Annotated in this window: 10 protein-coding genes; all 10 read left to right on the forward strand. The window is 41.3% G+C overall.

Going from position 1 to position 12853, the window contains the following annotated elements; all coding sequences use genetic code 11:
* Window positions 1–135: 135 nt before the first annotated feature.
* The 10 genes from ftsA to MKX52_RS07225 all read left to right on the forward strand — a co-directional run bounded on the left by ftsA (window position 136) and on the right by MKX52_RS07225 (window position 12841).
* Complete coding sequence (gene ftsA / locus MKX52_RS07180) at window positions 136–1458, forward strand: cell division protein FtsA (RefSeq protein WP_012009874.1); 1323 nt, start codon at window positions 136–138, stop codon at window positions 1456–1458.
* A gap of 33 nt (window positions 1459–1491) precedes the next feature.
* Window positions 1492–2637: a cell division protein FtsZ gene (gene ftsZ, locus MKX52_RS07185; RefSeq protein WP_003211613.1), complete on the forward strand. Its 1146-nt coding sequence runs from the start codon at window positions 1492–1494 to the stop codon at window positions 2635–2637.
* Window positions 2638–2928: 291 nt separating this feature from the next.
* Window positions 2929–6405 (forward strand): S8 family serine peptidase, encoded by a 3477-nt coding sequence (locus tag MKX52_RS07190; protein ID WP_342491725.1) that lies wholly within the window; start codon window positions 2929–2931, stop codon window positions 6403–6405.
* A 233-nt stretch (window positions 6406–6638) separates the two neighbouring features.
* Window positions 6639–7568, forward strand: coding sequence for a sigma-E processing peptidase SpoIIGA (gene spoIIGA / locus MKX52_RS07195; RefSeq protein WP_224925357.1), 930 nt, complete (start codon window positions 6639–6641; stop codon window positions 7566–7568).
* 58 nt (window positions 7569–7626) lie between these two features.
* Window positions 7627–8346, forward strand: coding sequence for an RNA polymerase sporulation sigma factor SigE (gene sigE, locus MKX52_RS07200; protein ID WP_012009878.1), 720 nt, complete (start codon window positions 7627–7629; stop codon window positions 8344–8346).
* Between the two features lie 143 nt (window positions 8347–8489).
* Window positions 8490–9269, forward strand: coding sequence for an RNA polymerase sporulation sigma factor SigG (gene sigG / locus MKX52_RS07205; protein WP_003211879.1), 780 nt, complete (start codon window positions 8490–8492; stop codon window positions 9267–9269).
* Window positions 9270–9420: 151 nt separating this feature from the next.
* On the forward strand, window positions 9421–10359 hold the full coding sequence (locus MKX52_RS07210; protein WP_342491726.1) for a sugar-binding transcriptional regulator: 939 nt from the start codon (window positions 9421–9423) through the stop codon (window positions 10357–10359).
* Between the two features lie 244 nt (window positions 10360–10603).
* Entirely contained in the window at window positions 10604–11848 is a 1245-nt protein-coding gene (locus MKX52_RS07215; RefSeq protein WP_012009880.1) for an SAF domain-containing protein, read from the forward strand.
* Window positions 11849–11860: 12 nt separating this feature from the next.
* Window positions 11861–12292: a transcriptional regulator GutM gene (locus MKX52_RS07220; protein WP_144469894.1), complete on the forward strand. Its 432-nt coding sequence runs from the start codon at window positions 11861–11863 to the stop codon at window positions 12290–12292.
* A gap of 18 nt (window positions 12293–12310) precedes the next feature.
* A complete protein-coding gene (locus MKX52_RS07225) occupies window positions 12311–12841 on the forward strand; it encodes a PTS glucitol/sorbitol transporter subunit IIC (RefSeq protein WP_003210918.1) in 531 nt (176 codons plus the stop codon).
* The last annotated feature ends 12 nt before the right edge of the window (window positions 12842–12853 follow it).

Consider the following 12853-nt stretch of genomic DNA (forward strand, 5'->3'; position numbering starts at 1 on the left):
GAATATTTTCAGTAATCCTAATAAAAAATGTTGATTTTTTAAGTTTTGTTACACACTTGTAAAAACACATTCATTGTATTGTTGTTCAGCAAATAATAGAATAGAAAGTATTGATATGTGAGGAGGTGCCATAGAATGAACAACAATGAAATTTACGTCAGCCTTGACATCGGTACATCCAATATAAAAGTCATCGTCGGAGAAATGGCGGATGATTCGCTTAACATTATAGGTGTTGGAAATGTCCCTTCAGAGGGGTTAAAAAAAGGATCGATTGTTGATATAGATGAGACAGTTCATTCTATTAGACAAGCATTTGAACAGGCTGAGAGAATGGTAGGTTTTCCTTTACAAAAGGCAATTGTCGGAATTAACGGAAACCACATTCATATTCAGAATACGAGCGGCGTAGTCGCAGTATCTAGTGAAAACAAAGAAATACATGCTGAAGATGTGAGACGTGTCTTAGATGCTGCACAAGTAGTATCTATTCCTCAAGAACATCTCGTCGTAGACGTGATTCCGAGACAATTTATCGTGGACGGAAGAGATGAGATCACAGATCCGAAAAAAATGCTTGGTGTTCGGCTAGAGGTGGAAGGATCGTTAATTACAGGTTCTAAAACGATTCTACATAACTGGCTCCGATGTGTAGAAAGAGCTGGAATTGAAATTATGGATATATGCTTGCAGCCACTCGCATCGGGCTCAGCAGCATTATCGAAAGATGAAAAAAATCTCGGGGTAGCTCTTGTCGATATCGGCGGCGGATCTACAACGATTTCCGTATTTGAAAACGGGCATCTCTATTCTACTCACAGTATCCCTTTGGGCGGAGAGAACATAACAAAAGATTTGTCTATAGGACTTAGAACTTCCACTGAAGAAGCTGAACGAATCAAAAAACAATTTGGGCATGCGTTTTATGATGAGGCATCGACGGAAGAGACATTTGAAGTTTCTGTGATCGGTACTGATCAAAAACAAACGTATACACAGCTTGATGCAGCTAACATTATTGAAGCGCGGCTGGAGGAAATCTTGCTCTTTGTTGCAGAGGAATTAAGAAATATGGGTGTTCATGATTTGCCTGGTGGATTCGTTCTCACAGGTGGACAAGCAGCCATACCAGGTATCCTTTCTCTTGCACAAACGGTTTTGCAAAACAATGTTAGGATTGCAAGTCCGAATTATATCGGGGTGAGAGAGCCTCAATATATGACAGGAGTGGGTCTGATCCACTTTGCTTATCGCAATGCAAAGATTCAGGGCAGACAGGTTGGATTCCAAATGCCAGATGAGGCGTTTCATGAAGTAGGCGCATCCATGGAGCCGGTTTCTTCTGCACCACAAGTGAAAGAAGCGCAGCCAAGACCGAAAGTAAAACAAAAAGCACAACAAGAGACAAATAAAAAACCGGGCAAAATGAAAAAACTATTTAATATGTTCTGGGAATAGAATTAGATTTTCGACGGATTAGGAGGATTCAGCATGTTGGAGTTTGAAACAAATATAGACGGCCTAGCATCAATTAAAGTAATCGGAGTAGGTGGCGGCGGGAATAACGCTGTCAACCGAATGATCGAAAATGACGTACAAGGTGTCGATTTTATTGCAGTCAATACTGATGCACAGGCATTAAACCTATCAAAAGCAGAAACTAAAATGCAAATCGGTGCTAAGCTGACAAGAGGGCTTGGAGCAGGTGCGAATCCTGAGGTCGGTAAAAAAGCTGCTGAGGAAAGCAAAGAGCAGATTGAAGAAGTATTAAAAGGCGCAGATATGGTCTTCGTTACAGCTGGTATGGGCGGTGGAACTGGTACGGGTGCTGCACCTGTCATTGCAAAAATCGCAAAAGATTCTGGTGCATTGACAGTTGGAGTTGTGACTCGTCCTTTCACATTTGAAGGAAGAAAACGTCAGCTTCAAGCAGTAGAAGGAATTGCTTCTATGAAAGAAGCAGTTGACACATTAATTGTGATTCCAAACGATCGCTTGCTTGAAATTGTTGATAAAAACACGCCAATGCTGGAAGCGTTCCGCGCAGCAGATAACGTGCTAAGACAAGGTGTTCAAGGGATTTCCGATTTGATTGCAACACCAGGTCTGATTAACCTTGACTTTGCTGACGTGAAAACAATCATGTCCAATAAAGGATCGGCTCTAATGGGAATTGGCGTCGCTACAGGCGAAAATCGTGCTGCTGAAGCTGCGAAGAAAGCCATTTCTTCACCACTTCTAGAAACAGCGATTGATGGTGCTCAAGGCGTCATCATGAACATTACGGGTGGTACGAACCTAAGTCTTTATGAAGTGCAAGAAGCAGCAGATATTGTGGCTTCTGCTTCTGACGAAGATGTAAACATGATTTTCGGGTCTGTCATCAATGATAACTTGAAGGATGAAATTGTGGTGACTGTGATCGCTACTGGATTCATCGAGCAAGAACCAGAAGTGACAAAATCACAAAGAAACCCATTAGGACAAGGATTAAAGCAAAATCAATCCATTCCTCAAAAACGTGAAGTAAAACGCGAGGAACATCAACAGCCATCATCTCAGCCTAGACAAAATACACAATCAAGTGATGATACGCTAGACATTCCAACGTTCTTACGCAACCGCAATAAACGCTAATCAAGTATAGCTTAACCCCTTCCATTGGAAGGGGTTTTTTCATGTCTCAACGTATAAGAGAATCTAATCAAAAAGTCTTAAGTGCGAGAAAGTCATTTCAACTTCCATGTGTAATTTGACTTATGGTGTTTAAGAAAAAAGAATCATTTTTACTCCCTCTTACAAAAAACGACAAAATGATGAACTTTATTTGACTACATTAAATAGAACAACATGAATCTTGTCATGAACAATAGAAGGAAAGGAGTGAGACCTATACTCTGTTTGGCCATTTGAGGAGGAGGGATTTGATTGAAATTGAAGTTTCGCAAGACCGCCGGCTATCGTTTGATGAGTCTTTTGGTGATTGGTACTTTAACGATGACAAGCTTTGGGATGGTTCAAGCAAAATCGACTTCTACCTCATATCAGGAGGAAGCTGTCTCCTCTAAGACAACAAAAGCAAAGATCTCATCTAGATTAATGAAACAGTTTCAGCAGGATGATCAGGTGACTTTTTTAATCAAAATGAAAGAGCAAACAAATACGAAAAAAGTGGCGAAGGAAGCGGTGTCCAAAGCCAAAAAACAGAAATTAACAGCGGCTAAAACACAATACACAAAAAGATCAGCTGTCGTATCCGAATTAAGAGCAACATCTGAGGAGACGCAGCAAGCGCTGCTTACGTATTTACAAAAAGAGAAAAAGAAAAAGCAAGTGAAGGAGATTCATTCGTACTATATTGTGAATGGTCTAGCGGTGACGGGAACGAAAGAAGTCATGGAAAGGGTGGCTGCCTTCCCGGAAGTAGATCAAGTGCTGCCAAATGAAACTCGTCAAATTCACCGCCCCGTTGATTTGAAGACGAAGCAAAAAAAACAAATGAAAGCAGTAGATGGAGTCGAGTGGAACATTTCTCAAATTCATGCTCCAGACGCATGGGCTTTAGGTTATGACGGTACTGGTACAGTTGTGGCAAGTATTGATACAGGAGTGGAATGGGATCATCCTGCTTTAAAGGAAAAATACCGCGGATTTGATCCAGCACATCCGAATGAACCAACGCATGAATTCAATTGGTACGATGCTACGACAGGATCTGAAGCACCATATGATGATTTAGAGCATGGTACCCATGTAACGGGAACGATGGTTGGCTCTGAGCCAGATGGAAAGAATCAAATCGGAGTCGCACCGGGTGCAAAATGGATCGCGGTGAAAGCTTTCTCAGAAGATGGTGGTACAGATGCTGATCTGCTTGACGCAGGTGAGTGGATTTTAGCACCAAAAGATGACGCAGGAAACCCACATCCAGAAAAGGCACCAGATGTCGTCAATAATTCTTGGGGCGGTGGACCTGGTCTTGATGATTGGTATAAGGATGTCGTCAATGCTTGGAGAGCCGCAGACATTTTCCCAGAGTTTTCAGCTGGCAATACCGATTTATTCAACCCTGGTGGTGAAGGCTCCATTGCGAATCCTGCGAACTATCAAGAGGCCTTTGCAACGGGTGCTACGGATCAAAATAATCAATTGGGGTCTTTCTCTCTGCAAGGTCCGTCTCCATATGGCGTCATGAAACCAGACATTGCGGCGCCAGGGGTAAACATTCGTTCATCCATTCCTGGAAAAGGATATGAAGATGGCTGGAACGGGACGTCGATGGCTGGTCCGCATGTGTCAGCTGTTGTGGCTCTTCTTCGCCAAGCACAGTCAGACCTTTCAGTTGAACAGATTGAACAAATACTGATTGATACTGCGAAGCCGTTAACTGATCAGCAATTCCCAGAATCACCTAACAATGGCTATGGGGCAGGTTTAGTTGATGCAAGAGAGGCAATTACAGCATTAACAGATGGAATTGGGATGGTTGAAGGACAGGTGACAAACGAAGATGTTCATTTAGATGAGATGAAAATTCCAGATCAAACCATGCCTAAAAAAAATAAGGCTGTACATCCACATAAAAAAGAAAAAAATCTAACTACTCCGTTCATCAAAGCTCTTCCTATGAAAGCGGAAATCAGTGTTCTTGAAAGCGGCAAGTCAACGTACACAGATGAAGCGACAGGGAGATATCAGCTTCCTCATAGTGCAGGAGAATTCACAGTGAAAGCGGAAGCTTACGGATTTGAATCACGCACACAAACCGTCCATATTTCTTCAAATGAAACGGCTGAGGCGAATTTCGCCTTACAGCCACTAAAGAAACGAACGATATCTGGCACAATTGCCAACGAAACAACGGGTGAAAAAGTAAAGGATGCAACGGTTTATCTTGTAGAGGATGCGAAAATTAAGCCGGTGAAAACAAATGAATCTGGCGAATTTTCTCTAGAGGCATTGAGCGGTGTCTATACCGTCAAAGTATTTGCCAAAGGGTTTAAAGGATATTCTTTTACAGCAGATGTGACAGAAAAGCCGGTTAAAAAAGCCATTCAGCTAGAGCCATTCATCGGATTTGCTGGTGAAATTGGATATGATGACGGTACAGCTGAAAATGCGAGAGCCTTCTATGATCCAGGCAATGGCTGGGCTGTGAAGTTTTCACTAGAAAAGGGGAAGAAACAAGCGCAACTGACAGGAGGGCTTTTCCGGTTCTGGTCATCAGAGTGGCCAGCTCCTGGAGGGAATGAATTTGCGGTGGAAGTGTATGACGCTTCTGGGAAGAACGGTGCTCCAGGAGAGAAAATAGCAGGACCTCTCAAAGCAAATGCACTGCGTAATGGTGAATGGACAAAAGTAGACTTAGAAGACCAAGCCATTACGGTGGATGGAGATTTCTATCTTGTCTATATTCAAACGAAAAAGAATACAGAATCTCCAGGCCTTGCAACTGATGAGGATGGACCAAATGCTGAAAGAAGCTGGCAGCTCACAAGCGGTGCTTTTTCTCCTTCTCCAAAAGAAGAGGGGAATTATATGATTCGTGCGCTTGTTGACTATGAAGCAGATGTGCCAGAGATTACATCACCAAAGGCAGGAATCATTACGAACAAAGGTGAACTGGAGATTGAAGGCAAAGCCTCTCCTGGGCTTGATGTGGCGATCTATCAAAACGATGAAGAGATTGCCAAAGTGAAAGCAGATCAGTCAGGCGCTTTCAAAGAAAAGGTCACAGTTTCAAGCGGAGAGCATGTATTCACGGCTGCAACTGTTACGGATAAAGGCGCAACAAAACGATCAACACCAGTAAAGGTGATCATTGATCAAACAGCTCCAGCGCTTACCATCGATACACCGAAAAAAGGGGAAAAGACAAATAAAGAATCGCTCACTGTAGAAGGAAAGGCCACAGACGATCATCTTGATCAAGTCACCGTAAATGGAAAAAAGGCAACCATAAAAGATGGGACATATTCCGCAAGAATACTACTTGAGAATGGGAAAAATACGATCAAAGTCATAGCGAAAGATGCAGCAGGAAACAAAACGACTAAAAAAATCAATATCGATGTCCAATATGAGGCATCTGAGATTTCTGAGCTGACTCCAGCAGAGAATGTCCATCTTGCATCAGGGGAGTCTGTTAAAATTTCATTCCACAGCAGAGAAAAGCTAGACGCAACGTTTGTCATTCACATGCCGCTGACAAACGCGAGATCAAAGCTTCAAAATACTACAGAGCTGCCGCTTCGCGAAGTATCGAGCGGTACGTATGAAGGGTACTGGACTGCTACTTCTACCGCTAAAGCAAAAGGTGCGGTCATTGAGGTGATTGTGCGAGATGATTATGGAAATGTCACAAGACAAAAAGCTCTAGGCACATTAAATATCAATGAAAAGTAATTTAAACAAAAGACACGACTTCTAGGAGCGTGTCTTTTTTCTTTCAAAAAGGTTTGAAGGCTCGTCCAAAAAAATCTCTCTCAATCCTCGACAAAAACAATAACAATCCACCAAAAGTTCTCTATCATCCCCAACAAGAATTGACAGACTTCCATCTCATGACTGTTTTATACTGGTACAAACAAGTGCAAGTACTGCTTTTGATTCTTTGTTTCAGATGAAAGGAGCAGAAGGTGGTCATTTATTTAGATGTCATTTGGCTGTTAAACTTTTGTTTTGATCTATTGCTTCTCTTACTCACTGCATTTATTCTCAAACGACAAGTAAAAAAAAGGCGATATATGTTAGGAGCTCTCATTGGATCGAGCATTGTTCTCTTGCTCTTTACACCATTTGCAATGGTTGTGTCACACCCTTTAGGCAAACTACTTTTTTCTGTTTTGATCGTTCTTGCAACCTTTGGTTTTCAAAGATTTCGTTCCTTTTTTCAAAATCTGTTTGCTTTTTACTTTGTAACATTTTTGATGGGAGGAGGCATGATCGGGGTTCATTCATTTTTGCAAACCAATACAGTGATTCAAAATGGTCTGCTGATTTCACAAAATGATGGCTTTGGTGATCCAATTAGCTGGCTTTTTGTTTTAACTGGGTTTCCTGCAATTTGGCTGTTTTCAAAGAAAAGATTAGGAGAGGTTGGTACGAAAAAAAGACAATATGATGAACAAGTGCTTGTGGAACTACACATTCACGGAGAGACCATTCGTTTAAAGGGACTCGTTGATTCTGGCAACCAGCTGTATGATCCTATGACCAAAACACCGGTTATGATCGTCCAGGCCGACCATCTAACGGCCATTTGCGGAGAATCGTTTATAGACCTCATGAAACAGTCTCATCCTGTTGAAGTCATGCAAAAGATCGATGATCAATTTCCTCTTCTTGATCGATTAAGACTTGTTCCATATCGAGCAGTCGGTCATGATCACGGCTTTCTACTATGCCTAAAACCAGATACAGTTGTCATTTATTCAAAGACGCATATGATTCAGCCAGCTAAGTGTTTTGTAGGGTTGAGTCTGAGCGGCTTATCGGCAGATCAGGAATTTCAATCCATCATTCATCCAGATATGTTAGACGGGAAAATCATCCAGGGGGTGTCGTAGTTTTTGGTGATGTCTTTTATCTTACGAGGTCAACTTGACATTTAGAAGGGAGAAGAAGATGAAAAAAATAAAATTTAAACTCACTTACTACTGGTATAAACTCCTCATGAAGCTAGGTCTAAAGAGTGATGAAATATATTATATTGGTGGAAGTGAAGCGCTCCCGCCTCCATTATCAAAGGATGAAGAGCAGGAGCTGCTTGTCAAATTACCAAAAGGTGATCAAACCGCAAGAGCGATTTTAATTGAAAGAAATTTACGTTTAGTCGTTTACATCGCAAGAAAGTTTGAGAACACGGGTATTAATATTGAGGATTTAATTAGTATCGGAACCATTGGTCTAATCAAAGCAGTCAATACATTTAACCCAGAAAAAAAGATCAAACTTGCAACATATGCATCGAGATGTATTGAAAATGAGATTTTGATGTACTTGCGTCGAAATAACAAAATCCGGTCAGAAGTTTCGTTTGATGAGCCGCTCAACATTGATTGGGACGGAAATGAACTGCTTTTATCAGACGTACTTGGAACAGATGATGATATTATCACACGCGATATTGAAGCAAATGTAGATAAAAAATTGCTAAAAAAAGCGCTAGAGCAATTAAATGACCGCGAAAAGCAGATCATGGAACTTAGATTTGGCTTAGTTGGCGGTGAGGAAAAAACCCAAAAAGATGTTGCTGACATGCTTGGGATTTCACAGTCTTATATTTCGAGGCTTGAAAAAAGAATCATTAAACGATTACAAAAAGAATTTAATAAAATGGTCTAAAAAATTTTTTTGGAAAGCTCTGTCCCTGCACTGTCAAAGGAAACTACCTTTTTTCTCATGATTCTCGTCATCGCTCGTGCATATTTTTCCATCCCAAGGAGATACTGAACTTTGTACAACAGCTCCTGTAGGGAGGGAAAAAAGTGTCCAGAAATAAAGTGGAAATCTGCGGAGTCGACACCTCCAAGCTGCCTGTTCTGAAAAATGACGAGATGAGAAAATTGTTCAGACAGTTGCAAGATGAGGGTGACGATACAGCAAGAGAAAAGCTAGTCAATGGCAATTTACGGTTGGTTTTAAGTGTGATTCAGCGTTTCAACAACAGAGGCGAATATGTCGACGATCTCTTCCAAGTAGGCTGTATCGGATTAATGAAATCAATTGATAATTTTGATTTAAGCCACAATGTCAGATTTTCAACTTATGCGGTTCCTATGATCATAGGAGAAATCCGTCGATACTTGCGTGATAATAACCCGATTCGGGTGTCTCGCTCACTAAGAGATATTGCCTATAAGGCACTTCAGGTCCGTGAGAGGCTGATTAGTGAGACAAGCAAGGAGCCAACTGCAGAAGACATTGCCAAAGTGCTGGAAGTGCCTCATGAGGAAATTGTCTTTGCCCTAGATGCGATTCAAGATCCTGTCTCTTTGTTTGAACCGATCTATAATGACGGAGGAGATCCGATTTATGTGATGGATCAAATTAGTGATGAACGGAACAAAGATACACAATGGGTGGAAGAATTGGCCTTAAAAGAGGGCATGCGCAGATTGAACGACAGGGAAAAAATGATTCTTCGCAAACGCTTCTTCCAAGGCAAAACGCAAATGGAAGTCGCTGAGGAAATCGGAATTTCTCAAGCACAAGTCTCGAGGCTTGAAAAAGCAGCCATTAAACAAATGAATAAAAACATCTTTTAAAGCCGCCGCTTCATGTGCGGCTTTTTTCATTCTTATGAGAGAACACGCCTCTAGTATTGACTCTGTTATTTTTTTCATTTAATCTGTTTTTAACAAATGTTATTTTACATAGCATTTGTTAAGGAACACTTAAGCGGAAAGAAGGGTTATTATGACATTCCATGATGAAAGAAGGCTGCTCATTAAGGTTGCGCATATGTATTATGAAGAAGGCGCCACTCAATCTAACATCGCAGAAGCGGTTGGGGTTAGCCGTTCGCTCATATCGAAATATTTGGCAAAAGCACGTGAAGCAGGAATCGTGGAAATCATTATTCATGATGAAGTCAACCAACAGTATGGATCGTTAGAAAGAAAAATAGAACGCAAATATGGACTGAGAGAAGTTGTCTGTGTGGAAACACTCAGCAAAGACACAACCAAAAGCCGAATCGGTGCCGCGGCAGCAAACTTTTTATTAAAAGTGATGAAAGATGGTCAAGTCATTGGATTTTCCTCAGGGACCACGCTGCATGAAATGGCGAAAGCGCTTTCGTCTGTTCAGCACTATCCATCCGTGACATTTGTTCCGCTTGTCGGAGGTGTGGGAAATGAAGACGTTGATATCCACGCCAACTATATTATTGCGAGATGCACAGAAGCACTCAAATCTAAATGTGAGTTTTTACATGTACCCGTCATGCTTGATACGAAAGAAGCGAAAGATGTCCTGATCCGGCAGCCGTCAATTAAAAAAATCATTGAACTAGGAGAATCATCAAATATCGCGGTTGTCGGAATTGGTGGTGTCCCGCAGCATTCAACGATGGTGAAATCGTATATGACAAGCGGCGAAGAGGACATCCTTCAAGCAAAAGATGTAGCAGGTGACATTTGCTATAACTTTATTGATCATCAAGGGGAAGTATATCCCCACCCATGGAACGACCGGGTGATGGGCATAAGCCCGCAAAAGCTAAAAGAAATTCCGCTTGTCATAGGTGTCGCTGGCGGTGAAGAGAAAATTGAAGCCATTCGGGCGGCATTAGCAGGTGGATTAATTCATGTATTAATTACCGATGAACGAACTGGAGATGCCTTATTAAAGTAACTACCTAATGATATTAGGTAGTTTTTTTGAGTCTTTAGACTCAAAAAGATTGAAAATTTTATCGATTTTAGCTTGACACAAAGTTGACACATCATATAAACTAAGTTCATAACAAATGATAAATAAAATAACAAATGTTACAAGAAATAGATTTTTGTTAATTTTTATAACATTTGTTAAAAGTTTCAGATTATATTTCTAGCAATCTACCCGAGAAGCAAGAAAACCTGAAAGGATGATTTAGATGTCAATCTATCAACAATTGTTAGCTCGAGAACGTAGTGGAGATCCAATCAAAGTAGGGATTATTGGGGCAGGCCAAATGGGCTTTGGACTCATTTCACAAATTTCTAAAATTCCAGGTATGATTGTTGCTGGTGTTTGTGATATTCATCTTAGTGCAGCAGAGAAGGCAGCGAATTTTTACAAGCAGCATGCAAAGCCGCATCAAATGGTTGTCACAAATGATTACAGAGAAGTGATTCAATCAGATTCCGTGGAAGTTGTCGTAGACGCAACAGGTGTCCCAGAGGTCGGAGCAAACATTTCTTTGGAAGCGCTTAATTCAAAAAAACATCTCGTTCTTTTAAATGTAGAAGTTGATATTACCATCGGTTTGGTCATGCATAAGTTGTTCACAAATGCAGGACTTGTTTACTCAGGATCAGCTGGAGACGAACCAGCAGCAACTCTAGAATTATATGAATTTGCGAAAACAATGGGGCTTGAGGTACTCGTTGCTGGTAAAGGAAAGAACAACCCATTCTTCCCAGAAGCAAATCCAGATACGTGTAAAGCAGAAGCAGATAGTAAACATATGAGTGCACATATGCTAGCTGCATTCCAAGACGGAACAAAAACAATGGCGGAAATGAACTTATTAAGTAACGCGACAGGGCTTCTGCCTGATAAAGTCGGTATGCATGGAGTCGAAGCGAATTTAGAAAATGTAGCAGATAAATTGAATCAAAAACAGCAAGGCGGCGTGCTCGATAACTTCGGAGTCGTTGAATATGTCAATGGACTTGCACCAGGTGTATTTGTCATCGTGAAGAGTGATCTTGAGCCAGTAGATGAAGAGCTTCGTTACTTAAAAGTTGGAAAAGGCCCACACTACACACTTTACCGTCCTTTCCACTTAGCGAGTCTTGAAACACCTGTTACCATCGCAAAAGCGGTCTTACAGCATGATTCATCTATTCACCCAATTGGTGTACCAGTATCAGAAACAGTCGCTGTGGCGAAAAGAGATATCAAAGCTGGAGAATCACTTGACGGAATTGGCGGATACTCCGTAAGAGGTGTTCTTGAAACACATCAAGACATGAAAACGAACGGCCACATTCCAATTGGCTTAATTAGCGGAAAAGTCGTAGCGAAAAAAGACATCAAATTAGGACAATTCCTAACTCACGATGATGTAGAGCTTGATTCAAACACAACGGTCTGGAAGCTGCGTTCATTACAAGATCACTTATTTCAATCATAAGGGCGTGAAGCTGTGGAAAAATTAGCGATCGTACTTTGTATCATTCTCATTGTGCAGTACGGGTTATCTTTTATTCAAATCAAGTACTACCGCAAGAGCATGGATTCACTTATTGATGATTACAGAGGGAAACAAGGCTACCACTTATTTTCAGGAATGGAGCGGCGCAAAGTTGGCCCTGGTGCCATTGCGCTCATCATTGTGGATGAATCGTATATCATTCAAAAATGCCATGTGCTTGGCGGTGTGTCGATCTTGTCTAAATTTAAAGAAGTCCCTTCATATGAAGGGAAGCATGTAGGGGCTGTGTTAGACGAGCACCATATGATGAAGCAGAAGTTGAAAAAACGCAAAAAGGGGCCAGCTGTCATGCACGCACTTTCCATGGCAGCTGAACAGGCACTTGTCTCGATTTCGAAAAAAAATATAACAAATGTGAACTAAAGAAAGGGGAGATGAAACATGGAATGGATTCAATGGTTTGGAGAGCACTTTATCGGAATGTTTGAAGCCGGCGGAAAGCAATTCATGGGTCTTGTTACAGGTATCGTTCCAACGCTTGTTGTGTTACTTACTTTCACTTATGCTGTCATGAAGTTTATTGGAGAAGAGCGAGTGAATAGAGCAATTCAGTTTGCTGCGAAATATACCATTTTGCGCTACACGTTAATGCCGATCTTATCCGTACTTATTTTGACAAACCCAATGGCTTATACGTTTGGCCGATTCTTACCGGAAAAACAAAAACCAGCATTCTATGATTCAGCTGTTTCATTTGTTCATCCGGTGACATCACTGTTCCCATATGCCAACGCAGGAGAACTGTTTGTCTACTTAGGGATTGCGAACGGGATTAAAGAAGCAGGATACTCAATGTCAGAGCTTGCTGTTCGGTACTTCTTAGTCGGGATCGTCGTCATTTTACTTCGCGGTATTATTACTGAATGGATTACAAAGTACTTAGCAGGAAAAATGAAAGCGAATTCACAATAGGGGAGGGTTAGA

It is taken from the genome of Bacillus sp. FSL R5-0422 (assembly GCF_038610765.1).
GTDB classification, from domain to species: domain Bacteria; phylum Bacillota; class Bacilli; order Bacillales; family Bacillaceae; genus Bacillus; species Bacillus pumilus_O.